This is a genomic window from uncultured Gemella sp., assembly GCF_963537375.1.
Lineage (GTDB): Bacteria > Bacillota > Bacilli > Staphylococcales > Gemellaceae > Gemella.
The window spans coordinates 1-25,854 of the sequence record NZ_CAUTDQ010000030.1; the positions used below are offsets into that span (position 1 = coordinate 1).

At 30.2% G+C, this 25,854-nt stretch carries 23 protein-coding genes; 6 read left to right on the plus strand and 17 right to left on the minus strand.

All coding sequences use genetic code 11. The features are described from left to right. Positions 1-288 precede the first annotated feature (288 nt). The 14 genes from RYK99_RS06635 to guaA form a co-directional block, all read right to left on the minus strand. Positions 289-1,554: a tyrosine-type recombinase/integrase gene (locus tag RYK99_RS06635; protein WP_314991174.1), complete on the minus strand. Its 1,266-nt coding sequence runs from the start codon at positions 1,552-1,554 to the stop codon at positions 289-291. After that, entirely contained in the window at positions 1,554-1,754 is a 201-nt protein-coding gene (locus RYK99_RS06640; protein ID WP_314991175.1) for a DUF3173 family protein, read from the minus strand. Before RYK99_RS06640 ends, RYK99_RS06635 begins: the two co-directional genes overlap by 1 nt. A gap of 59 nt (positions 1,755-1,813) precedes the next feature. Then, a complete protein-coding gene (locus RYK99_RS06645; protein WP_314991176.1) occupies positions 1,814-4,573 on the minus strand; it encodes a DUF927 domain-containing protein in 2,760 nt (919 codons plus the stop codon). A gap of 517 nt (positions 4,574-5,090) precedes the next feature. Next, positions 5,091-6,728, minus strand: coding sequence for a hypothetical protein (locus RYK99_RS06650; RefSeq protein WP_314991177.1), 1,638 nt, complete (start codon positions 6,726-6,728; stop codon positions 5,091-5,093). 31 nt (positions 6,729-6,759) lie between these two features. Continuing rightward, positions 6,760-7,266, minus strand: coding sequence for a DUF1643 domain-containing protein (locus RYK99_RS06655; RefSeq protein ID WP_314991178.1), 507 nt, complete (start codon positions 7,264-7,266; stop codon positions 6,760-6,762). Between the two features lie 113 nt (positions 7,267-7,379). Continuing rightward, positions 7,380-7,664 carry a hypothetical protein gene (locus tag RYK99_RS06660; protein ID WP_314991180.1) on the minus strand — a complete coding sequence of 95 codons (285 nt, stop codon included), beginning with the start codon at positions 7,662-7,664 and terminating at the stop codon, positions 7,380-7,382. Continuing rightward, positions 7,658-8,116: a JAB domain-containing protein gene (locus tag RYK99_RS06665; RefSeq protein ID WP_314991182.1), complete on the minus strand. Its 459-nt coding sequence runs from the start codon at positions 8,114-8,116 to the stop codon at positions 7,658-7,660. Before RYK99_RS06665 ends, RYK99_RS06660 begins: the two co-directional genes overlap by 7 nt. Before the next feature lie 89 nt (positions 8,117-8,205). Beyond that, positions 8,206-9,381, minus strand: a complete 1,176-nt coding sequence (locus RYK99_RS06670) for a PrsW family intramembrane metalloprotease (RefSeq protein WP_314991184.1) — start codon at positions 9,379-9,381, stop codon at positions 8,206-8,208. Next, on the minus strand, positions 9,378-9,503 hold the full coding sequence (locus RYK99_RS06675; protein ID WP_314991186.1) for a zinc-ribbon domain-containing protein: 126 nt from the start codon (positions 9,501-9,503) through the stop codon (positions 9,378-9,380). Before RYK99_RS06675 ends, RYK99_RS06670 begins: the two co-directional genes overlap by 4 nt. A gap of 24 nt (positions 9,504-9,527) precedes the next feature. Further along, on the minus strand, positions 9,528-10,580 hold the full coding sequence (locus tag RYK99_RS06680; RefSeq protein ID WP_314991188.1) for a zinc ribbon domain-containing protein: 1,053 nt from the start codon (positions 10,578-10,580) through the stop codon (positions 9,528-9,530). 30 nt (positions 10,581-10,610) lie between these two features. Then, the gene (locus RYK99_RS06685; RefSeq protein WP_314991190.1) at positions 10,611-11,468 is read right to left on the minus strand and encodes a hypothetical protein; all 858 of its coding nucleotides are present in this window, start codon (positions 11,466-11,468) and stop codon (positions 10,611-10,613) included. Next, positions 11,461-11,754, minus strand: coding sequence for a Mor transcription activator family protein (locus RYK99_RS06690; RefSeq protein ID WP_314991192.1), 294 nt, complete (start codon positions 11,752-11,754; stop codon positions 11,461-11,463). Before RYK99_RS06690 ends, RYK99_RS06685 begins: the two co-directional genes overlap by 8 nt. Before the next feature lie 200 nt (positions 11,755-11,954). Next, positions 11,955-12,560: a recombinase family protein gene (locus tag RYK99_RS06695; protein WP_314991194.1), complete on the minus strand. Its 606-nt coding sequence runs from the start codon at positions 12,558-12,560 to the stop codon at positions 11,955-11,957. A gap of 334 nt (positions 12,561-12,894) precedes the next feature. After that, a complete protein-coding gene (gene guaA, locus RYK99_RS06700) occupies positions 12,895-14,439 on the minus strand; it encodes a glutamine-hydrolyzing GMP synthase (RefSeq protein WP_314991195.1) in 1,545 nt (514 codons plus the stop codon). Between the two features lie 303 nt (positions 14,440-14,742). Between guaA and RYK99_RS06705 the strand changes: the two genes are divergently transcribed. After that, complete coding sequence (locus RYK99_RS06705) at positions 14,743-15,759, plus strand: lactonase family protein (RefSeq protein WP_314991197.1); 1,017 nt, start codon at positions 14,743-14,745, stop codon at positions 15,757-15,759. A gap of 43 nt (positions 15,760-15,802) precedes the next feature. Here the strand turns inward: RYK99_RS06705 and RYK99_RS06710 are convergent, their stop codons facing one another. Together RYK99_RS06710 and RYK99_RS06715 are read right to left on the minus strand one after the other, a co-directional pair. Continuing rightward, positions 15,803-16,090, minus strand: a complete 288-nt coding sequence (locus RYK99_RS06710; RefSeq protein ID WP_003147842.1) for a YutD-like domain-containing protein — start codon at positions 16,088-16,090, stop codon at positions 15,803-15,805. 2 nt (positions 16,091-16,092) lie between these two features. Next, positions 16,093-17,295 carry a hypothetical protein gene (locus tag RYK99_RS06715; RefSeq protein ID WP_314991201.1) on the minus strand — a complete coding sequence of 401 codons (1,203 nt, stop codon included), beginning with the start codon at positions 17,293-17,295 and terminating at the stop codon, positions 16,093-16,095. A 269-nt stretch (positions 17,296-17,564) separates the two neighbouring features. On the opposite strand from RYK99_RS06715, the gene RYK99_RS06720 reads away from it, so the two are divergent. Together RYK99_RS06720 and RYK99_RS06725 are read left to right on the plus strand one after the other, a co-directional pair. Continuing rightward, a complete protein-coding gene (locus RYK99_RS06720) occupies positions 17,565-18,710 on the plus strand; it encodes an aminoacetone oxidase family FAD-binding enzyme (protein ID WP_314991203.1) in 1,146 nt (381 codons plus the stop codon). Between the two features lie 117 nt (positions 18,711-18,827). Then, a complete protein-coding gene (locus RYK99_RS06725) occupies positions 18,828-19,754 on the plus strand; it encodes an alpha/beta fold hydrolase (RefSeq protein ID WP_314991205.1) in 927 nt (308 codons plus the stop codon). Positions 19,755-19,844: 90 nt separating this feature from the next. Here RYK99_RS06725 and RYK99_RS06730 read toward each other — a convergent pair whose 3' ends face one another. Continuing rightward, positions 19,845-20,924, minus strand: coding sequence for a Xaa-Pro peptidase family protein (locus RYK99_RS06730; protein ID WP_314991207.1), 1,080 nt, complete (start codon positions 20,922-20,924; stop codon positions 19,845-19,847). Between the two features lie 182 nt (positions 20,925-21,106). On the opposite strand from RYK99_RS06730, the gene RYK99_RS06735 reads away from it, so the two are divergent. The 3 genes from RYK99_RS06735 (at position 21,107) to RYK99_RS06745 (ending at position 25,767) form a co-directional block, all read left to right on the plus strand. Further along, complete coding sequence (locus tag RYK99_RS06735; protein ID WP_314991209.1) at positions 21,107-22,495, plus strand: peptide MFS transporter; 1,389 nt, start codon at positions 21,107-21,109, stop codon at positions 22,493-22,495. Between the two features lie 272 nt (positions 22,496-22,767). Beyond that, positions 22,768-23,739 carry a prolyl aminopeptidase gene (gene pip, locus RYK99_RS06740; RefSeq protein WP_314991211.1) on the plus strand — a complete coding sequence of 324 codons (972 nt, stop codon included), beginning with the start codon at positions 22,768-22,770 and terminating at the stop codon, positions 23,737-23,739. Positions 23,740-23,973: 234 nt separating this feature from the next. After that, a complete protein-coding gene (locus RYK99_RS06745) occupies positions 23,974-25,767 on the plus strand; it encodes an aminopeptidase P family N-terminal domain-containing protein (RefSeq protein WP_314991212.1) in 1,794 nt (597 codons plus the stop codon). The last annotated feature ends 87 nt before the right edge of the window (positions 25,768-25,854 follow it).

The window sequence follows — 25,854 nt, forward strand, 5'->3', positions numbered from 1 at the left end:
AATTTCATAATAAATAGCCCTCCAAAATTTGTCCAAATTTTGGGGGCTATTACCACTTTGGTCGGTTAAGATGGTTATAATTTAACTAAATAACTGAGCCACCGTCTTTAAAACGGCTTTCTCTTTTATGCTTTTATTTTAGCATGAATAAAGTAAAAAAGCAACAGGTTTTAGTCAAATACACTATTGGTATTAGGTAATTGTTATATATCGTTTCTAAATGATATATAATAAGATATAACCTTCTTATATCTTTTTTGGAGGATAGTAAGAAGGTTATTTTGTTTTTTATATAGTTGAGGTATCATTTTTTATAGAGGTGGATTGAAGAGGCGTTTTCATTATTTCGTTAGATATATATTGATTACCTGTAAAGTTAGATTTCGATTTATTACTGAATTTAATGTTGATATTTCCTGTTATCATATCAGCGATACTTCTATCATTATTCCCCCATAGATGAGAGTAGTGTTTTAGAGTTATCTCTGGACTAGAGTGACCTAATCTTTTTGATATTACAAGAATATCTGCATTATGTTCGTTTATTAGATAACTTGCATGGCTGTGTCTTAATCCTTTAGCTTGAATTCTATGTATTTTAGCTAGAGAAGAGTGTCTATTAATAATTCTTCCAACGATACAACGATGGAGTGGACTTCCGTCATAACTCATTACAAATGAACTGTTAGTTAGTTTATGTTGTCTATTTTTCCAATCTTTAAGTATAGTAACTGTATCATCATCTAATGAGATGATTCTTTTACTATTCTCAGTTTTAAGAGTAAGGCTTCTAGTATAAACTTTCTTAGAGTCCATAATTAAATTATGATGCACTCTTAATGTTTTCTTTGAAAAATCAATATCAGACCAGTATAATGCTAATCCTTCAGAAACTCTAATACCAGTAACATAGTATAGCCATAGCATTGTAAAGTGCAGGTGTTCTAAGTAATCTGACTTATTAAATGTTGATATGACTTTTTCAAATTCAGATTTAGTCCAGTAAGGTATATTGTGTTTCCCCTTAGGAATTGCAGGAGTTCTTTTTGATATGTTTTCATTTAAGAATTGTCTATATACGGCATAATCTAGAGACTTTCTAAATGAACCATATAATTGGGCACAATAAGCTTGAGAGTATCCGCTGTGATTCAGTAAATATATTCTAAAATTCTCACAATCAGCAATACTGATTTCACGTAGTTTCTTAGCTTTGAATCTATTTACAAAAACAGGGAAAATGAGCTTTCTGTTATTCCAAGTATTTTCACTTACAGATGATTTATAATATGGTAGGTAGACGCTATTCATAAATTGTTCATAGGTCATATTATAATTATGTGCACCACCTCTTGTCTTTTTAAATTCAGCTTTTATCGATACCAACATATCATGACACGATTTAGCTGATTTGAAAGGTAAGCCGTGAGAGTCACGACTTCCTTTCTTCTGAATTCTTTTACCAGTTATTTGGTCTACACCTAATTCTACGTTGTAAAAGAAATAACCAGTTTTTTCATTTTTATAGACTCCTGGATATTTAGTAGTCGCCATTATACTATGTCCCCCTTAGTAGTAAATTTTAGTCCCAGAATCTCTTCCACTATTTCTCTTGGTACCGTACCAATACGATTATTCGCATATAACGTTAAACCTCTGTTAACTAATTGTATTTTTGCCTGTTTTATTATTGAACGTGCTGTGTGTCTTGGGAATCCAAGATTCATGATATCTTTGTAGTTAATTGTTATCATTTTTTTTCTCCTTTATATATGAGTTAGTATAATTAATTTCATAAACTTTCCTTATTATTTTAAGATAAATCTAAATCGTCAACCGACTCTGATTCAAAGCTATCAAACATAGAAGAGGGTTTAGTTTTAACGAAATCTTCGGTATCTCTACCAATATCATTAATAATCAAGTTGTAATCTTCTAATGGTACTTTAACTTTATAGCAATTTTCTCGCGTTTTTGCTATATAGATACGTGATGCCTTTCTCTTTTTATCAGACTCATTAATAATAATTTCTTCATTAATTAATCTGTTAATAGCTAACTTCACATCCTCAAATTTTAGTTCTCTGTGTAGAAATTTCTCAAATTCACCAGTGAATATATAAGCATATGCAGATTGGCTTTCTTTTTTTATGATTCCTATCTTCCCTGATGACCTAACAGTGGGTTTATCATAGTAAAATTTAGTAGCATTTTTGTGTACAAATTCTATTATTTTTTCATATGTACCTTCAGGTATCCCTTTTCTGTTAGGTATTTCTTTTTCTTCTAGTTTAATAAATAATTGAAGTATTTTTTCTTCATCAAGTTGAATATTTAATAATTCATTTATTAATGATACACTAGCAAGAATAGTTGCATAAGGAATACTTATTCTATCTCTATACTCTGATTCTGGTATTTTAGTAATTATTTTGTCTCTTGCTTTTTTGAAATGGTCTAATATCAGTTGACTCCCCCTCTCATGCGCAAATAAACATTCCATAAATTTATTGGCAAGTAGACCGTAGTTTTTACTAGCTAATTTTTTTATATTATGAGAACTGCTTGCATCTTTTGTCCAAGAATCATTTAATTCTATTTCAATTAGTCTCATTCTTAATCCAGGGTTATCTTTTAGTTTCGAACGGAATCCAATCTCAGATGAGCATATTACATTTGTACTGAAAGTCTTTTGTTCTTTTTGTGTTGCATCAGAGTTTAACCTTTCTTTAGATTTTCCTCCTGCTATTTGATATACTAATGAAGTCATATCTTTTATTGAACTACTGGATAATTCATCTATTACTGTGGCTACTCCGTAATTGTCAGACAATATATTAACTAATGCGTTAGATGTTGAATTAAATGTCTTTAAGTTTTCTATAGGACTACCATAGACGCTCTGTATAAAGTGTAATGCAGTAGTTTTCCCTGTTGAGCTACGTCCCATTAAATTTATAAGAAATGCTCCAAGACCAGGGAATTCGACTTTTGAGATATAACCTAGTACTATCGGAGAAAAACTTACAGCCAAGGCGATTTCCATATTAGTACCTAATATCTCGTTATTAATTAGACTTATAACATGTTCATAGTCTCCAGAAGATGATAATTTAAAAATACTATCCTTATTTAGTACACTTTCTTTATCATCACCATAATTTTTACTGATATTATAAACAAGTTTGTTGTCATATTTAATCCAACCTACACAATTATGGATATTACGTATTTTAGCCTTATTAGCTAGAAGCTGAAGATATGTAAGAAGTTTATACTCGTTGTTAACCATTACTCCTTTTTTAGATAAAATATTACGTAATGATAGAGCATTGAGCTGGTTTCCTTTTAAATAGAAGGTATTTTCTGTTTGACCTATGCTAAGTGATTGTATTTCATAATCAAATTCTTTAGTGTCTCTGTTGTATATGACATTATTAATAAAAATTGGATTAGAAGAAATCCAAATTGGCCCCTTTTTCTTATCTTCAACTATAACACCTGTCTTATCTAGAATATAGTCATAGAATTTATATCTCTTTCCATTTTTTATACCTTCAAAAGAAGGTGTTTCATCATAATATAAAAGTAGTTCGTGTGGACATGGATATTTGGTGTTGAATGTATGTACATTCTGATTTCCACAACTATCATGATGGCACCCGAAATAACATTTGTTATTTTCTTTCACTATAAAATAGTGTCCATTATCTGGATTATGATGATCCCTCATTGGGCATTTATGAAACTTGTACAAACAACCTCCATCATCTAAATCTTTTATCTTCTCAACAGTTAGATTGTGAGAGGATAGCCATTCCATAGGGTTTTTGACAAGTAAATAAGGTTTACGAGTCATCATATTATCAATGTCTATGTCTTCAACTTTGTTTTTACTAATTATACCTTTTATAATATTGAAGTCATTAGTATTACCGTCTGCTTTATCATATAGAAATTTAGATATTCTACAACATTCAGGTTTAATTTGTATCCCTTTGGTGTTGAGTGTTCCGTAAAATCTAGTAATACGTGCTGGATTGTGAACACTTTTATCAACATGAGCTTTTTCAGTTGAAAATTTATCATCCAATAAATAAAGTAATTTTTTTATAGTATCTTGATTAACTTTATTAGCATCAATACTTACAGGGATTAATGCGTGATATCCGTTACCAGAATCAAATGTATAATAATATTGGATACTATTATCTTCCAGATACTGTAGACAGTTATCAAATACCTTTTTCGCTTCTTCTTTTTGTTCATTGGTAGAAACAGTCCCACTTGGACGTACCGGATCTATATCCAGTAAAATGAATTTGATTCTTTCTATATCATTATCACTTACTGCTTCTTTATTACTTATGTTGAAATAATTGAACGTACTGTAAATATTCGCCTCGCTATCGATTGATTTAATATGCTTCAGTATATTTTCCAATTCGTTCGTAGGGAAGATGGTGTTAGTAGTTCTTCCTCCTCCAATACTACGGATATTAATTTTATCTACTCCGTGATTATTTAGTATACCTAGTGTTTTTTCTATACTATTTTTATTTAAATTTGACATTTTAGTTTGCCCTCCTATTTTCTTTATTTTTTTTAGATTATTTTTGTTTCCTATACAACCCAGTATTTTTGAGGGAGACTATCATATTAAATTTAACATTACAGATAGTTTCCTATATTGTTATATGGGTTACTTGGGTTACCCAGACAACCCATTATATTAAAAAGCACTATTACATAAATATAATTATCATTATTTTTAGTCTGTTGCTTTTTTTGATTATCTGGGTTACTTGGGTTACCCAGATAACCCATTATATTGAAAAGCACTGTTACATAAAATTTAATTATTATTTTAGTCTACTGCTTTTTAATTACCTGAGTTACTTAGGTTTCCAATTTTTGTAAGAACATCTTATGCGTCTTACAATGTATAGTATAGAGGATTGATAGGAATAAATCATCGGAGTAAACGTACTAAAATATACTAAAAAAAATTAAAACTTAAGTACGATTAATAAAATTATAAAAAAATACATACAAGTATTATACTATCAATGAATAATACTTGTATGTATTTATAATATTGAAATTATGAATGGGAATGGATTGGGATAATTGTTTACTGATTCCTTATTGATATCTTTGGCTAACTTTAAATAAATGGATTTGATTTCAGGATTAATTATTATCAAGGAGTCTAAAATAGAATATTGCTCTAGATTAAATAACTCAACGAATGAAAGTAGTGTAGTAGTTGCATTGTTCGAATCTTTTAGTTTCTTTTTCAATTTTTCTTGTAGAGTAGAAAGATTAGCAGTAGTTATATTTTCTTCAGAAAGAAATTTAACTATACTTTTAGTAGAAAGATCTTTAAGGGTATCTTGTTTAATGTATAAATATTTTAGTTTTTGAGATATACTTTTTATATGTGAGGAAGCTATTTTTATATGTGAATTCAATTTAGAGTTAAGTTCTTTTCTTGAATTAGTATTTTCAGTTAGTAAGAGAATATTTAATACTCTAGATGATGCATTTAATGAATTTATACTGTTTCTTATGTGTTCACGTAATGAATCTATTTTTGTTCTTGTATCCGATTTTATGTTAGTAGGAAAAAATTTTTTTAATTCTGATCGTAAATCTTTTAGTAAAAATATACAATATTTTATTTCTTCTATATATTTTAATGTGATTGCTATTGTATCAGTATTAATATAAATATCTTTGCCTTTGTCTTTATCTGAATTATCATCTTTAGTATATTTTTTTATATGAGAGTATATATTTTCAAATGTATTATCAATATTAATTATTCTTACATCAAACTTATTCTTAAGGTGAATATAGGAGTAATCATCTTTTACAGTTTTAAAAGTGTTTTTTTTGTAATTATCCCCCTGAAAATTATTTTTAAAGAGATTACATACAATTGTTAACATAAGTGAAATATCACTCTCAGTGAAATCAGAATAATAGTCTTTTATATCTATGCTATTTTCATATTCAAGGGTAATATCCTTTGTAAATATAGACTCATTAACATTTTCAATTGAGGAAAATAAATATGAATTGTGGTCAAGCAAGTTCATAAAATTTTCAGAAGTAGTTTTTAAATGTAGCTTTTCTAGCCTATCACAGTAGTATTTTAAGGCAAGATTATATTCTTTGATTAATTCGTTTATAAAATTATGCTTTAAATTACTCGGTGTTCTTATTAGTTGTATAGCTTTCAGAAGAATATATAGAAACAAGTCATCGATATATAATTGATGTATATTGTAGTCTTTGTTTTTCGCAAAGTCAAAGTTATCTTCTGTAGCGATTAGATTAGTATGGAGATTATTTATATGAAAGAACGAGGACATAATATAGACTAGGAAAGATATTCTTTTATCTTCTATTTTAAATTCTGATGTTTTATATAGTGTAAAGTCTTCACAATCTAATATGGATTTATTAGATTCTTCATATTTTTTTACAAAATCTAAGTCCAATACGTCTAAATATGAATTATGTACATATATTGTGTATACTGATTTGTCGATTCTATTACTTAATAAGTCTAATCTTTTTTGTGATTGATCTGAAAGTCCAATGTAACATTTTTTCTCATATTTATCTTCACCAACTTTTGTATTTCTTTCGTTTACATAAATAATATAGTTTTTAAAAAATTTCCAATCTGTAGTATATGTTTTTTCTTTATTATCCATCATTTTCCTCCATACATTTAATCAAATTATATCACATAAACTCCCATTTTGCTCGTACTTTAGGTGCTAATGGATGGAAGTTATCTTGTTTATTACTGTCAGTAAGGAAGAGGATTTTTTTCCTTAGTTTATTCTTTGTTAGTAATTCGATAATTGAGTTTAGTCTATTTTGTACTAATTTATTTGTCTTAGGAAGTGAGCCACAGGCAATTATAATGTTATCAGAGATTTTAGCACATTTTAGTATATAATTATCATTAACTTTAGTATCTTGCTTTCCAAATTCCCGTTTTCCCGTTGAAATCTTAGAATATAGGTTAACACTATAGAATCCGCCAAAATCACATTTAAATACGTTATTAGTAATAAATGTAGTTGTAGAATCATTTATAATAAGGTCGCTAGTACTCGGATAAAGAGTGATAATAGTCGCTATTGGTTTCTCTATATCCCAAATCTTTTTTAATATGTATCTTTCTTTTTTGTCATCCGACATAAATATTTCGATTTGAATATTTGATGTTAGTATTTTTGTCATTTTATAGTCCTCTCTATGCTGTTCTTTTTTTGTATAGTTTAATTATTATTACGGTAATTTCATATATGGCTTTTAGCCAATCTAATATACCGACTTCCTTTTTTGAATTGTTTTTATTCATATTTGAAATACACCAACCTTTCATTTTTAAGTATTCCAGTTAAGAGTTTCTTAGTGCAGTCTGAATTATAAAATACATAGATAGTAGTGTCATTGTAATAGAAAAAGATAATTAGATATGAAGTGGAAGTCATTACATTATAAAAGTTAGTAGGTAATAACTCTGAATCTAGTTCATCTGTGCCTAATAGATAGCTTTCAGATGTTAAATAGTCCTCTCTAATATTTAGATTTAGCTGTTCTTGTAGTAAATGAGAAATTTGAGTGTTGTCTACCATAATGTACCTCCCCAGTTATTATTGTCTTTTTTGAGTGATAGATAGTCTGTATCATTTACAATTATATGATCTAATACATTAATACCTAATAATTCTCCAGCTTCTATTAGAGCTTTAGTTATCTTAATATCTTCATTACTAGGTTTTAAATTACCAGATACATGGTTGTGATTAACGATTATTGAACTTGAATTAGCGAGTATAGCACCTTTAAATATTTCTCTAAAGTGAACAGGTGAGTAATCTAATACCCCAATGTGGCAGATTTCACAGTAAGTTGGTTTATTTTTTACATTCATACCAACAACTGCAAATACCTCTCTATCAAACTTACCAATGTAGTCAATAAAAAACTCTCCAGAAATATCAGGAGAGGAGAAGGTAGTGTTATTATTGATATGTATTTCTTTTAATATTTCTTGCTTAAGTTGTACAACTTGTATTTTTGTCATTGTTTTTTGTATGCTCCTTTTATAAAAAAGTAAAAAACCTAATTAGCTTTTATGCCAATTAGGTTTTAAATATGTGTTCTTAAGTTTTATTAATTATATTTATAACGAGTGATTTCTTTTAATCCTGCATTTATTATTACAAATAATTCTACCCATACACACACTATAAGAACAGCCATCATTAAATAGCTATTAATAGGTAGATCCATATCCCATAAAGCATGCATTACTATAACTGATGAAAAGAAGAAAATAAATTGAGATTTTGTAAAATGAGATAATTCTAATTCTTCTGTTCTTTTCGCTATAATTAATGCACCTCCAGCTACAGCAGTCCATGCAAGATGACCACCGATAGAAGTAATAGCACGTAAAATAGTAACGTCCATTGCTTGTTCTGCGTATGATAAAATATACCCAGCAGTTTCAAAAGCTGCAAATCCAGCTCCAACAGCACCTCCAATTAGTACTCCATTTAGTATATATTTTACATCTAGTCGTTCGATAAAATAAATAACTATTATAAATTTCCCAACTTCTTCTATTATTCCAATTAGGAATGCATCTGCAACAGTTAAAGTACCAAAAATTTGGCTCTCTAAGCTAAGAGGGAATACTTTGTATAAAAGAAGAGCAACTAATAAAGAGAATGCACCTCCTACGAAGAATATTTTAGATGTATTCATAATACTAATATTTTTAAATGAATTCAATTCGAAGAAAAATATTAAAGCTGATAAAGGCATAGCAAATGCTCCTGCAAATATAAAGCCAGGAATTGCATTTTGTGCACCTAGTTTATATGTACAAAACCAAAAAGCAACAAAAGCAATAAGAAACCATAATAATATTCTAGAAAACAACCATGGTTTTCCTAAATTTTCTGATATCTGACTTAAAGGTGGTGTAGTCTTTTTAGTTCCTGAAATAAATATTTCCTCAGCTTCATCATTAGAGTGGCTTTTGAATACTTCAGAAAATAATTTTCTTAAATTAATATCTACACTTCCTACTTCTCCAGTATATCTGTTTAAATGTTCAGTAGCTGAATCAAAAACTTTTTTTGTTGATTTTGCTAATTGAGCAGAATTAGGAAAAGTTGATGGACGTTTAGTTTGTTCATTATTATATTGTATATCTTGCTTGACATTATTAGGGTTGTGAATCTCAGGATTGTCTATATTTCTTGATATTTTAGTTCCACATTCCCCACAAAAATTTGAATCAGTGTTTAATTTATTTCCACAATTTGGGCAAAAATTCATATTTGTAGTTTCCTTTCTTTTTTTTGTTTTGAATTATTATTAGTGCTCATCTTCTTTCCACATGCTTGGCAAAAATTAGAAGATAAGCTATTTTCTTGTCCACAATGCTCACAATATTTCATAGTATATCTCCTTTATTAGTTATTTTATGCTTTGTAGCTATTATAATTTTTACCTGGTAAATCTTGGAATTCAACATATATCCACTCTCCATTAGCCGAATATGAGAAATTACCATAGTAAGTTTCATTACCTTGTTGTATTTCTATTCTTAAAGTAGATTCACCTTGTCTATGCCAACTATTAAAATTAACGGCTAACGTACCATTGAAGTCTGATTCAATAGTAGATTTTAAACGATTGAATTGTTCCTGTATAGTTGGTCTATTTGAATTACTTGTATTGTTAGTAGTATTTGAAGAATTCTCATTGGTATTGTTAGAATCATTTGAATGACTTGAATTTTCTTGTTTATTCAATGAATCCGATATATGTATCCCAGACTGAATATCTAGAGTCTTACTATCAGCCATATTTTGAAATTTAGGTGTTGTAAATTTGTATTCTTTTAATTTTTCTAATTGTTTATTTGCATTATCATTATCTTGATTATTTATATATTTTTCAGCTTCTACATATGTTTTTAGAAAATCTAAAAAAGTTTTACTCTCAGTTATAAATGTATCACTAGCTTTTTTTATTTTACTGTTGCTACTCTTATAATCTTTATTAAATTTATCTAACGATTTTTCAAGTTCTTCAATTATATCTTCTTCTGTCAAATCTTTAGAACTTACAAAATTTCTAATTCCAAATAGTTGAACGGTCATATCAATATCTTTTTTAATATCTATACCATCGTATGATTTCGTATCCTGAAGTTTTTCTAACTCAACTTTGGCTTGAATAAAATTAGCAGTCTCAGTTTTTTTTACAGCTTCATCATAGATTTTTAAATATTCATCTTTTTTTATTTTACCTTCAGAATTAAATGAAGAAAATAAACTTGAAACTACAAATATTAATACTAATACTCCGATAACTGCAAAAATAATATTCCTTCTATTTTTACTACTTTTACTATTGTTGTTTTTTTGAGGTTGTTCTGTAATTACCGACTTTTTTATTTTTGCTCCACAGTTCTCACAAAATTGAGAATTTTCATTTACAGGCTTCCCACAATTCTCACAGAATTTCATTTTTTTCTCCTTTATTTAATTTTTTATTTATTACATATTATATATAGCTGGATAGGTTTTTATATCTTGATCTATACCTCTTATTAATTTACAAATTTTAGTATTTTGATAATATTTAAGAGTATATGTTCCGCTAGCCTCTATATTACTACCTTGAACAGCGATAGTTATTCCATCACCATCAGAGTCACGACCATTAGGAGTTGCATTTATTAATGTTGCTCCAAATTTTTGAGAAATGTCATTTTTAATATCATTAACGATAGTGTTATAATAATAATTAAAGTTTTTTTCTAAAGCGACATCAAAAGTTAGCCCAGTTTTCACATCTTTTACTTCTTGAGTTTTATTATCTTCACTTGATTTTGTTGTATTCGTATTTTCTTTAGTTGATTTGTTTTCACTCAATTTAACTTTTAAAGCATTGTGATTAAATTTGTATTTATCTAATATAGAACTAGTATCATCAGCTTTAGTATCTTTGATTTCTTTAAGTGCTTTTTCATAATTTGTAATATCTTCTTTTAACCTGTCGATAGCTTTATCAAATGAATTATCAATAGTTAGAGTGTCTACTTTTTCTAATGATTTTTTAGCTGAATCAATATCTTTGTTATCAAGACTACTGTCAGCATTTTTCAACTCTTTAGCTATTTTGATTTCTGTTTTTATATTTTTGAACACATTTTGTCCTTTTTCGTTATCAAGGCTTTCTAATCCTTTGACTCCTTCGTCAAAGTCATGATTATCATTAATAAGTGTTAAATATTTTTCATGGTCTTTTTGTATATTAGTCTTCCCTGAATTTTGATAATAAAAAAATCCTCCAAATACAATAATAATGAAGACTAAAATACTAGCTAATAATGGAATAATTTTTTTATTCATTTCTATTTTCTCCTTTTAAATTATTATCTTTTATTATTCGATTAATATGCCTCATTGAATAACCATACTCTCTAGCCAAGTAAACTACATTATGTCCATCATATTCTGATTTAACAATATTTGTCATCCCTTCTTTAGAAAGTAACTTCATAGGAAAGTTCAATGTTAATCCCCTAAAATGTTTGTATAACTTTATTGTATTTTCTTCACCTATTATATTTGCAATATCTTTATATATAGGTCTCCAATTATTTGAATCTTTTAATGCTTTATTCTTGGCTAACAAAATAAATCCCTCCTTTACATTACTTATTATAAATTTTTTTCTTGGATAATATAAGTCTAAGAAGTCTCGGAAAATTCCCAAGACAATTTACATACAAAATGTCCGAAAAATATAATAATTTAATCTTTATTATTTAACTATCAAAGTTATAATATATAAATAAAAATAAGTAAATTTCGATAAACAATGCAATAAAAAATTTAAAGGAAATTATTTCGTTTCTTAATTTCATACACAGTAGACTTTGCTATTCCTACATGTTTTGCAATTGATTGAACAGGTTTTTTCTCTTGGAGCATAGATACTACACTTTCATATATGAATCTATCTTGAGAGTTTTTTGCATTTGCATGGTATTTTAGGGGACGTCCATTGTAGACACCACGTTTTTTTGCTTGTTCTATTCCTTGACGTTGCCTTTCGAGTATCTTTTCACGTTCATTCTGTGCAATATATCCAAGTAGAGAAAGAAGTATGTCGAACATTGCTGTGTCTAATGTAGAGTTACCAGTATTAAAATTAAGAAAAGGAGCATCTACTATTGTTAGAGTTGCTCCTTTATCTTTTATTATTTGTATTATTTCTTTTAAATCTTTGTAATTTCTGCTGAGTCTATCAAGTGAGGCTATGACAATTTCATCATTTTTACGAATAGAATTTAGCATTTCATTTAAAATAGGTCTATTTGTATCTTTTCCACTTTCTTGTTCACTGAATAGGAATTCAATATTATTGTCTCTCATAATTTGTTTTTGCCTATCTAGGTTCTGGTCTATGGTTGACGTTCGTATATATCCGATTTTCATTTTTTGTACCTCCTGTAATTTAGTTTTTAGACATGTATAACGGACATTTTGTTTGTTGATTTAATAGAGTTGGATTCTGTTCAATATGGGTATACCCATAGTAGTCAATTTGGGCAAAAAAATAGTCGCAACCTTAAATTAAAGGTTACGACTATTTTAGTAGTTGAATGGTGTTATTCATTCTTTATTCTATTTACTTACATACATTGTAAATTTTACTCTTCGGCAGGGAGGTTGGCAGGGTACTTTATGCCTAAAAGTTTATTTTGCTTAATTTTTTTAAAAGAAAAAGCCTTAAAAATCAAGGCTTTTATCTATATATTTTACTATAATATTATTCCCATTCAATAGTTGCTGGCGGCTTACTAGTAATGTCGTAGACTACGCGGTTAACGTGAGCAACTTCATTTACGATACGAGCTGAGATTTCTTCTAATACTTCAAATGGAATGTGAGCCCAGCTTGCTGTCATACCGTCGATACTTGTTACGGCACGGACTGCAACTGTGTAGTCATATGTACGCACATCTCCCATAACTCCTACTGAACGAATGTCTGGAAGACATGTGAAGTATTGCCAAATTTCTCCTTCTAATCCACGTTTAGCGATAACATCACGTAAGATGAAGTCACTGTCGCGTACGATTTGAAGTTTTTCTTCTGTTACTTCTCCAAGGACACGAATACCAAGTCCTGGTCCTGGGAATGGTTGGCGCCAAACGATTTCGTGAGGAAGACCAAGTGCTTCTCCTAATGCACGAACTTCATCTTTGAATAAAGTGTTAAGAGGCTCGATTAGAGAAAAACGCATATCTTCTGGTAATCCACCTACATTGTGGTGAGATTTGATTGTTTGAGCGTTTTTAGTTCCTGATTCAATAACGTCAGTGTAAAGAGTACCTTGAGCTAAGAATGGTACGTCATGTAGTTTAGCACATTCTTCATCGAACACATAAACGAATTCATTTCCGATGATTTTACGTTTTTGTTCTGGATCACTTACACCTTTAAGTTTTCCTAAGAATCTGTCTTTAGCATCGACTTTGATAAGATTCATGTTGAATCCACCTTCGATTTCTTTACTGAATGTGTTCATTACAGCTTCAGCTTCACCTTTACGAAGTAAACCGTGGTCGATAAACATACAGATAAGTTGATCACCGATTGCTTTGTCTAGTAGGGCAGCAACAACTGATGAGTCTACACCACCAGATAGTGCACAAAGAACTTTTTGATCTCCAACTTCTGCACGAATTTCTTCAATTTTTTCGTCGATGAAGTTTTGGATTGTCCAATCACCAGTACAGTTACACACGTTACGGATGAAGTTTCTAATTAAATCATAACCGTATTCAGAGTGACGTACTTCTGGGTGGAATTGGAAGCAGTAGAAGTTTTTCTCTACATTTTCAGCTGCTGCGATAGGGCAGTTATCACTTGTTGCAACAACTTTGAATCCTTCAGCAAGTTCAACTACTTTATCAGAGTGACTCATTAATACTTGTTGAGAAGCAGGTGTGCCTTCGAATAGTTTAGCTCCTGGAGCTACATCAACATTGTGAGCTCCGTATTCTCTACTTGTTGCAGATTCTACTTTTCCTCCTAGTTTGTGTTGCATAAGTTGCATTCCGTAACAAATTCCTAGTACAGGAATACCTAGGTTGAAGATTTCATCATCAATAGTAAGAGAGTTTTCTTCGTAAACTGAGTTTGGTCCACCTGAAAGGATGATTCCTTTAGGGTTCATTTTTTTGATTTCTTCAATAGAAATTTCATTGTCATGTAGTTCAGAATATACACCAAGTTCACGTACACGGCGAGTGATAAGTTGGTTGTATTGACTACCGAAGTCAAGAACTAATATAAATTCGTGTTTCACGGTTTTCCTCCTAAAATATACTTTTATTAATATAGTCTATTATAACAAGAAGTTTGAGATATGTAAAATCTTAAATGTTAGAATTTTTGGAGTTTTTTTCTTCAAAAAATTTATTTTTTGACAAAAAAACAACAAAAAACGAATTTTAACTTTATGAAAATGATAGAAAATCCGTAAAACAGGATTTTTAGTTTTCAAAAAAAATGATAATTTTGGTTTATACGAATTATAGGTGAGAGAAAATTTTATAAAAATTTTTTGGAAAATGTTATAATTATTATATAGAAAGTAGGAGGAAAAATAATGGTAAGAGCATATATTGGAACATATACAAAACAAGATAGTGAAGGGATATACTTAGTAGACTTATCAGAAGAAGGGAAAGTGTTAGAAGTTAGAAATACAGCGAAGGTTGACAATCCAACATATTTAGCATTGTCTAATGATAACAAGTATTTATATAGTGTATCTAGAGTAGATGGAAAAGGAGCTGTTTCTAGCTTTGAGGTTGAAGAAAATGGTAACTTGAAAGAATTAACGTCTGTAGCTCAAGAAGGGAATCCCCCTTGTTATGTAGAGTTGAACTTAGAAAAAAATACTTTATTATCAGCCAACTATCATTTAGGAACAATTGACAGTTACTCTGTTGAGAATGGTAAATTAGTGAAACTTCTATCAACAGATCACCATGAAGGAAGTGGAGTACATGAAAGACAAGAAAAACCTCATGTGCATTTCTCTGGCTTTACTCCAAGTGAAAAATATGTCTTTTCATGCGATTTAGGAACTGATGAAATCACGTCATATAAACTAAAAGAAGGAGTTTTAGAAAAAGTAGCTACTTTTAAAGCTAAAGATGGAAGTGGAGTTCGTCATATAGTATTTAGTAGTGATGAAAAACAAGCTTTTGTAATGACGGAGCTTACTAGTGAAATTATTGCCTTCGATTACGATGGAGAGGGAAATTTAGCTAATCCAACATATTATCCTACATTACCAGAAAACTTTACGTTAGAAAATAAAGGTAGTGCGATAAAAATTTCAAATGACAATAAGTATATATATGTTTCTAACAGAGGACAAGATGCGATAGTTGTTTTTGAAAATACTAAAGATGGATTAAAACAAGTTCAAACTATTAGTACTTTTGGTAAAGGTCCTAGAGATTTTGATTTATCAAAAGATAATAAATTTGCGTTAGCGACAAATGAAAATAGTGGAACTATTACTGTATATCGAGTAGATGAAATAACAGGACAGTTAACAGTTGTTGATTCAGAAATTACTGTCCCAGAAGCTGTATGTGCCAAGTTTATATAGAAAAATACCTAGGATGAGGATAATCTCATCTTAGGTATTTCTTTTATGAATTTCGTTTTTTTACTACAAAGAACGGCGCTCCAAAATTACAGTATTCTAGAATGTAATCTTCAAGGTTATTTATGTTCTTAGGATTATTGTTATCCTTTGTTAAAATAAATCCGGTAAGTCGTAGTTTTTCATGAGAAATATCTCCGACAATATAGGGTTTATTTTTTAAAACGTCTACTAATTTCTCTTCAAACGTTTCTTTTTGGAAGGCATCTTTAAAATTGTAGACAAGTTCGTAAATAGCACCTTCTACTTCAAAAACTAAATTATTTTGCTCCATATCTAATCCTTTCTAACCACTTGTCTCATAACATATAGCGCTGCAAAAACAAGTGTATATATTGCCAGTATACCAGTAGCAAAGTACTTCGTGCGATCTATAACAATAGTAGTTTTTTCGTAGTTATCTTTTTTATCAAAGTTCTCATCATTGATAAAGTTTGACTTAACTTTATCGAATGTACCAGTGTTGTTATTAGAGTCAAACTCAGAAAAAACTGTCCCTTCATTCGCAGATGTAGTTTCATATTTTTGGAAAAGAAGTATTTTCTTATTCATTAGTAAATACGTTACATCTTTTATAGAATGTTTTTCATAGAATAAATCATAAATATCTTCATTGAAGGTAATTTTTTCATTATTTATTGTATAAGTACCAGCTTTAAGTGCTAGTTTATAGTGATAATTCGTAAATAAGTAGTCGTAAGATTTCTGAAGTTTTTCGAAATAAGCAGCTTTATCATCGCTTTGGTTTAAAACTGTAATTATAAGTTTAGTATTACCGCTATATGCGTATGTAACACTATTCTTTTCGGAATAATCTAATCCTAAAACTCTAAATTTATCAGATTCTTTAAACTCAACACTATTTTTAATTTTTTCTCCAGTAGCAAGTGTGTGTTCTGGATTTTTTGTTATTTCTGTTATTTCTGGATAAGTTCTTAATATTAAACTAGTCAGATATGAAATATTTTTTGCAGTACTAATATTAGTAGAACTGTTGTTATCAAAAGTCTCTAGTTTTGTATCGTTAAGAGACATTGCAGCAAGTATATCCTTAGCTTTTGTAATATCGATATTGAAATGACTAAAGATTGCTTGGTTAAGACCATTTGACGCTTCATTTTCTAATAAGAAGATAGCATCCTTAACGGTAATAGATGATTCAAATTTATATTTAGTTAATATATCATCACTAGTTTTAATATCAATTTTTGAATCTAATGTTATTTTATTATTTTTTAAATTGTCAGCAAGTAGATAAAGCGCAAGATAGTTAGGAAGTTTACCTACTGATACTTTTTCATTTTCTCCACGTTTAGAAATGATTTTTCCAGTATTTAATTCCGAAACAACTAGATGAGAATTAACGTCGCTAAAATCAATTACCGCATTATTATCCAAAAAGTTATCTTCAGCTTTTGTGAAGTTTGGAATTAAGAAAACAAGAAGTAAAATCAAAATACTAATTTTTTTTAGTTTCATTATTTCAATCCTTTATTTCAAACTTGTTTAGAATAAAGTTAGCCCACTATTCAGTTTCATAATGAATGAATGAGAAAATAATTCTAAACATATACACTCTAGTATATTACAAAATAAGGAAAAATTCCAATAAGAAGGAGGAGATTTAAGAAATTTTAACTATTGTAAATAATCTTATAATAAATTTTATAAGGAAAAATTTGCAACTGAATTATTCCGTGTTATAATTAGATGATGTTTGATTAAATAGGAGAAAGTAGAGATTTAAGATGAAATATGATGTAATTGTAATAGGTCTTGGTAGTGCCGGACTTATGATAGCGGATAGGCTTAATGATAGTGGTTTAAAAGTTCTGGTTCTTGAGCAAAATAGAAGAGCGGGGATAAAGTTACTTTTAACTGGTAATGGGCGTTGTAATGTTATGAGTAGCGACAATGCTGAGGATTTTGTAGCTGCAGTTCATAATGGTAGATTTTTAAGAAGTGCTTATCATAAATATAATGTTAAGAAGTTTTTTGATAAACATAATTTAAAATTAAAACAGGAAAATAGAAGATTATATCCAGCTAGTGAGAAGGCTAGAGATGTAGTTAATGCTTTTAAAATAGATCATGCGAAGATTAACTATAAAGAAAAGGTAGAAGACTTAGTATTTGAAGATGATAAGCTAGTAGGTGTAAAAACAAATGTGGATACATACTATGGAAAGAATATCGTAGTGTGTGCTGGCGGAAAAACATACCCTCAGAGTGGAAGTGATGGTTCACTACATAGAATTCTAAAAAAACATGGGGTTAAAATCACGAAAATATATCCTAGTGAGGTAGCCTTAGTATTTGAAGATTTTACAGAGCTATCAGGAGTTGCACTGCAAAATGTGAGGATGTTCCATAAGAAAAATGAAAGAAGCGGAGATCTGTTGTTTACACATAAAGGATTAAGCGGCCCGCTATCAATATCTATGGGTGAGTTTGTAGCAAGGTACCCTGAAGATAAGTTTTACTTGGATTTCTATCCCGAACTAAATGAAGAGGAGCTATTTGCTAAAATGTGGGAAGATAATAAATTCCTACAAGGGAAATTACCTAAGAGCTTTTACAATTTTATGATAGAAAAATATTTCCCAGAAAATGTTAGTAAGAAGGAGTTAAGGAAGTTTGTAACGAAAATCAAACGTTATGAATTAGTTGATGTTAAGACGATGCCTTTAGAATACGCATTTACAACTGCGGGAGGAGTAGATTTAAAAGTAGTAAGTCCGAAAACGTGTAGTCATAAAAAAATAGAGAATTTATATTTTGCTGGTGAGATACTAGATTTACATGGAGAAATAGGTGGATATAATTTAATGGTGGCATGGTTTACTGGAATGGTTGTAGCAGATGCTATTAAAGAAAAATACGGAATAGAATAATACAAAGCACACCAATAGAGATATTAGAAGTCTCTATTGGTGTTATTTTTTGTTTACTTTTATTAGAAGCAATAGTATAATAGTTTTATTGAAATTGAAAATGAAAGGTAGACAAAAGTGAAAAAGCATTTTAAAAAAATATTAGCAACACTACTAATTGTTTTAGTCGTTGCATTTGGTTTTGTTGGAAATTATTTCTATAACTTTGGGTTGAATCCGAAAGTTGATAAAAGTGGTATAGTAAATCAAGATAGTGATGGCAGTAAAGAGGATAAAACAGCCATAAACAAGTGGTTTGATGAGACAAAACAAGTTACAGAAATGGAGTCTGTTACCAAGAACAAGCTTGTAGGTTATAAGTTTGTTAATCCCAATGCTAAGAAGTGGGTCTTTGTAGTTCACGGATATACTAGTGATGCTAAGAAAATGGCTAACTATATTAAAAAATTCTACGATATGGGATATAGTGTTTTTGCCCCAGATTTAATTGCTCATGGTAATAGTGAAGGTGATTTTATTTCAATGGGTGGCTATGATTCTGATGACCTAGTTAATTGGGTGAAGAAAATATCAGCTGAAAATAATAATGCTGATACAGCGTTATTTGGAATTAGTATGGGAGCTGCTACTGTAATGAATGCAGTAGGTAAAAACTTACCATCAAATGTAAAAACTTTTATAGAAGATAGTGGATATGTAAATTTGAAAGTAGAGTTTACTTATCAATTGAAAAAATTATTTAATTTACCAAGTTTCCCAGTCATTCCAGCAGCGAATACAGTAACTAAAATTCGTGCGGGATACTTCTTTGGGGATGTAGACGCGACGAAAGGTTTAAAAGAAACGAAACTGCCAGCATTAGTACTACATGGTGAGGAGGATGGTTTTGTTCCTTTAGAACATGGTAAAGAAGCTTATAACTTAATAACTTCAGAAAAAGAATTCCATAGTTTCCCTGGTATGAAACATGTTCAAGCAGAAAGAAAATATCGAGAACAATACTGGAAAATTGTAGGAGAGTTCTTAAAGAAACATTTTGAATAATAAGAGAGAGGCGACTGATAAATTTATCAATCGCCTTTTATTATGAAAAAATTTAGAATTTGAGATTTTCCGTTACTACACTATATATAGTTATTCCCCTACAACAACTAGTTCTTTGTTAAGTTTGTTTAATACTTCGCAACCATCTTCTGTAACAAGAACAAGGTCTTCGATACGAACACCGAATTCTCCAGGAAGATAGATACCTGGTTCAATAGAGAAAATCATTCCAGGTTCACATTTAGTTTCATTAACACTTGAAATATCTCCGTACTCGTGACATTCAAGACCGATATGGTGTCCTGTGCGGTGTGTGAAGAATTCTCCATAACCTTTTTCAGTGATATAGTCACGGCAAGCTGCATCTATATCACAGAATCTAACACCTGGTTTAACCAGTGCAACACCACGTTTTTGTGCTTCTAATACTGTTTCGAATACTTCGCGAGCTTTTTCGCTTGGTTGTTTCCAAAATACAGTACGTGTCATATCAGAGCAGTAGTTATCTTTAATTCCCCCCATGTCGATGATGATTGAATCACCTGGTTTTAGATATCTATCTCCAACTGTTCCGTGAGGATTAGCTCCGTTAGCACCATATCCGATAATTGGATCGAATGATAGTCCTTCTACCCCTAAATCTTCGTGGATTTCAAGTAGATCTTTTACAATATCTTTTTCAGATTTTTCAGCAGAAATACTATTAATAACTCGTTGACAAGCTTCGTCGTTTAGAAGGGAAGCACGACGCATAAGTTCTTTTTCTTCTTCATCTTTAATCATACGAACGCGGTCAACGATTTGAGATACATCGACGAATTTACTTTCTGGTAAATAATTCATCAGTGGTAGTAAAAATCTAGCTGGAAGAACTTTATCGATACCAACAATAGAACCGTTAGGAATAGATTTTGATAGGATTTCTATAGGTTTATCAGTATCAGAATATACTATTTTTTCTAAACCTAAATCTTTATCCAGTGGGAATAAAGCATTGATGAAAAGTTTATGATTTCCGTTTTCATCAAGAAGTACTGCATAAAATCTTTCACCTGGATGTTCTAGGTGCCCTGTTAAATAGAAGATTGAATAAGGATCGCTAATTAAAGCTTGATTAATCCCTTGTTCTTTCATCTTAGATAAAATTTTATTAGTTCTTGAAAGTTTCATATTATACAACTCCTTTAAAAATATTATGAACTTTAATATAATTATATCATTTGCCATACTTAAATACAATACTGTTATTTAAGTATATACATCGTCTTTTAAGAAAATAGTTGAATGATAAAATATGTTGTGATATAATGAATTAAAAATAGTGGGAAACCACACAGAAAGAAGGGATTTTTATGTCAGAAGTGGCGGTAAAGAAAGGTAAACCGTGGAGTTTCTATATGAGTTCAATCACGTTCGGAATAGAACGTTGTGCTTACTATTCTTCTAAATGGCTGATTATCATTTATGTAACAGCAGCTGTAATTTCTGGAGGAATGGGCGAAAGTGGTCTTGGATTAGGGAAAGTTGAAGGTGCTGCGATGCAGTCGAACTTAGTTGCATTTACTTATCTTGCTCCCGTATTATTAGGATTTATTGCAGATAAGCTGATAGGGGCTAGATATCTAATTCCAGTAGGTTTAACATTGATGGGATTAGGTTATGGTTATGCAGGTTTTGTGGGTTCATATACCTCATTGTGGATAATGATTATTTTGGTTTCTATTGGAACTGGATTTTTCAAAGGTAACCTTCAAGCTGTAGTAGGACGAATTTTTGAGGGAGATCAAAAACGTAAAGATGATGCTTTCTCAACAATGTATTCATTTATTAACATGGGATCTTTCGTAGGTACTACAGCGGTTGGACTTTTATATGTTAAACTTGCAACAGCGAGTTCAAATGGATATTTACAGTGCTTCAAAATAGCTGGATTGCTATGTATTATAGGTGCTATTTGGTTCGTTTTAGGTTATAAACATTTAGGTGAAGTAGGTAAACGTCCTTTTGCTGAAGGTGAAGAAAAACACGAAACTAAAGTTAAAGTTAATCGTTCATTAGAAAAATATGAAGTTCGTCGCGTATATTCAATCGTTATAATTTCATTGTTATCTGTAATTTTCTGGACATTCTGGTATTTAACTTATGTAATTTTATATGATTATATGCCGAAATTTGTAGATGATAAGATAGGTACGTTTACAGTTCCGACATCATGGTTAGATTCTCTTAATGCTTTTGCTTGTATAGCTTTAGGGCCAATCTTAGGAGCTTTATGGTATAAACTTGCTAATCGTCCACAAGGAGACTGGAGTTTATATAAAAAAGCATCTATCGCATTATTCCTTCTTGGGGCAACGTTTGGTGTGTTAGCACTAACTGAAGTTAGTCGCGGTGTTGGAGCACCTGAAACTCAAAAAGCTAGTATTCTTTGGGTAGTGTTATTCTTTGTTGTATTAAGTGTAGCTGAAATGTTCTTCTCTCCACTTGGTCCATCATTTGTATCTAAATACGCTCCAAAACACATTTTATCAATTATGATGGCTGTTTGGATTGTTGCAACATTTGGGGCTGCTAAAGGATATAGTTTCTTATATGCAGCTGTGGCGGAAGTACCTATTATCAAACTTTCACTAGGTATTGGTGTTGTTTGTGTAGTTGTAGCTATTTTAGTATTCATATTTGAGAAAAAATTAGCTAGCTTAGTTGAACTACGTGAAGGTGAGACACTAGTTGAAGATTAGTAAAATTTAATAATAAGCAGAAATGAGAATTTCTGCTTATTATTTTTGTATATAATAATATATATTTTCAAATGATTATAATGATAATATTGATTTTTTTATAATATTATGTGAAATATTTTAATTTAAAATAACACATGGTATATATGTGAAAAATATCTTATTTTTATATTATATAAAATATAAAATTTTATTTCTTATTAATAATGAAAAAATATAGATTATATGTTAAAATTAAATTGTAGAAAAAATACACTATAGGAGGTGTCATTATGGCAGAATTAAGAACGTTATATCCTGTTATTAGAGAGAATTTCTCTAAAATGTTAAAAGTTGATGAAACTCACACAATTTATTATGAAGAAAGTGGTAATCCTAGTGGAGTACCGGTAGTATTCTTACATGGTGGACCTGGATGTGGAACTGCACCGAGTTGCAGACAATACTTCGATCCTGAATTTTATCGTATAATATTATTCGATCAACGTGGAAGTGGGAAATCTACACCTCACGCATGTTTAGAAAATAATGATACTTGGCACATTATTGAAGATATTGAAAAAATTAGAGAAGATTTAAATATCGATAAATGGCTAGTATTCGGTGGTAGTTGGGGCTCTACTTTATCACTATGTTATGCGATTAAACATCCTGAACGAGTTTTAGGATTGGTATTACGTGGAATATTCTTAGGCCGTAGAGAAGATATACTTTGGATTTATGAAAAAGGTGGGGCAAGTAATATACATCCTGAATCTTTCGAAAGATATGAAAGTATTATTCCAAAAGAAGAACGTCATGATATGATTCGTGCATATTATAAACGTTTAACAAGTGAAGATAGAGAAACGAGAGAAGTAGCAGCAAAAGAATGGAGTATGTGGGAAGGAAGCTTAGTAACATTATATCCTGATCCAAATCTAGAACAAAGTTTTGGTGAAATTAATTATGCTATTTCTATGGCGACAATTGAATGTCATTTTTGGATGAATAATATGTTCTGGGATGATGACGATTGGATTCTAAATAATATTGATGCTATTAAAGATATTCCAACTACAATAGCTCATGGTCGTTATGACGTTGACTGTCGTGCTATAGGAGCATATGAATTGAGTAAAAAATTAAACAATTGTAAATTAGATATTGTTGTATCAGGTCACTCATCAGGAGAACCAGCAATTGTAGATTCTTTAGTTAGATCGACTGATTACTTTAAAGAACTATTAAAAGAGTATAGATAATAGTTAGACATGGAAATACTGATTAGAGTCAAATTATTTAATTAAATCAAATATATTAAAGTTATGAGTTTAAGAAATAATATAATTGATAAATTGTATTAATAATGAAAAACGCTTCATTATATGATAGAATAATAAGTGTGATAATTAAATAAATGTAGTAAAAATGTAACAGCTACACCTAAATTTAAAAGTTACAGAAAATATAATACAAATAACAAAGGAGTAAGGGAAATGGCAGTAAAAGAAAGAATAGCTCAATTAAGAGAATTAATGGAAAAAAATGGAATTGATGTCTATATGGTTCCAACAGCTGATTTTCATAATAGTGAATATGTAGGGGAACATTTCAAAGCTCGTGCATTTATGAGTGGATTTACAGGTTCTGCAGGAACTTTAGTTGTTACTAAAGACTTTGCAGGATTATGGACAGATGGTCGTTATTTCTTACAAGGTGAAAAACAATTAGAAGGAACTGGTATCGAATTACAAAAAATGGGTGAACCAGGAGTTCCAACTATCGCTGAATTTATCACAGAAAATACTCCAGAAAATGGTGTGTTAGGATTCGATGGTCGTGTAGTAACTTTTGGAGAAGGTAAAAACCTTGCTACAAGATTAAAACGTAAAAATGCTACTGTAAAATATGAAGTAGATTTAGTAGATGAAATTTGGACAGATCGTCCATCGTTATCAGAAGCACCTGCTTTCTATTTGAACTTGGAACGTGCTGGGGAATCTGTTGCTAGTAAACTTGAAAGAGTACGTAAAGAAATGAGTGAAGTTGGAGCAAATATCCATGTTATTACTACTCTTGATGATATTGGCTGGTTATTAAATATTCGTGGTATGGATGTAGATTTCTTCCCATTATTATTAAGCTATGCTGTAGTTTCTGAAGATAAAGTAGATTTATATGTTGATGAAAGAAAACTATCTGATGAAATAAAAAAACATCTAGCGGAAAATAATGTAACTATTAAACCTTATAACGATGTGTACGCAGATGTGAAAAAATTCTCAGGAAATGATGTTGTTTTAGTTGACCCAGATTGCTTAAACTATGCAGTATTCAACAATATTCCAAAAGAAATAACATTAGTAGAACGTAGAAATCCTACAATATTAATGAAAGCAATTAAAAATGAAGTCGAGCTTAAACATACGCTTCACGCTCATGTAAAAGATGGTATTGCTCATACTAAATTTATTTATTGGTTAAAACAATTAGTTAAACAAGGTATAAGTGAGCAAGAAGATGAGCTCTCTGCATCTGACAAGTTAGTAGAATTTAGAAAAGAACAAGGTGGCTTTATATGTCCAAGTTTTGCACCAATTTGTGGTCATGCCGAAAATGGTGCGATTATCCACTATTCTTCTTCAAAAGAAACGTCTATTCCATTACGCACAGGAACGTTTTTCTTAACTGATACGGGTGCGCATTATGAGGAAGGATCAACTGACATCACTCGTACTACAGCTATGGGTGAAGTCAGTGATAAGTTGAAACGTGATTATACTAGAGTGCTTCAATGTCATTTACGTCTATCAAGATTGAAATTCTTAGAAGGAATGTCTGGTGCCAATGTCGATTTATTTGCTCGTGCTCCGTTAATGTATAATTATGAAAACTTTAATCACGGAACAGGACATGGAGTTGGGTATTTAGGTAACATTCACGAAGGACCTCAAGGAATCCACTGGGGAATTTATCGTGCATCAGAACCATTTAAACACGGTATGACTATGACTAATGAACCAGGATTATATATTTCAGGTTCGCATGGTATCCGTTTAGAAAATGAATTAATTATTAGAAATACTGTTAAAAACGAATATGGTCAATTCTTAGAATTTGAAGTAATGACTTTCGTTCCTTGGGATTTAGAAGCTATTGATGTATCTATTCTTACAAGTGAAGATAAATATGAGTTGAACAATTACCATAAAAAAGTATTTGAAGTTTTAGCGCCACACTTTGAAGGTGAAGAATTAGAATGGCTAAAACAAGCTACTAGAGAAGTATAATTTTAACAGGAGGTTTCAAGTTCACTTGGAACTGTACATTTGTAAATGATGTGAGACAAAAAAAGTTAAAAATAAATACCTGATATG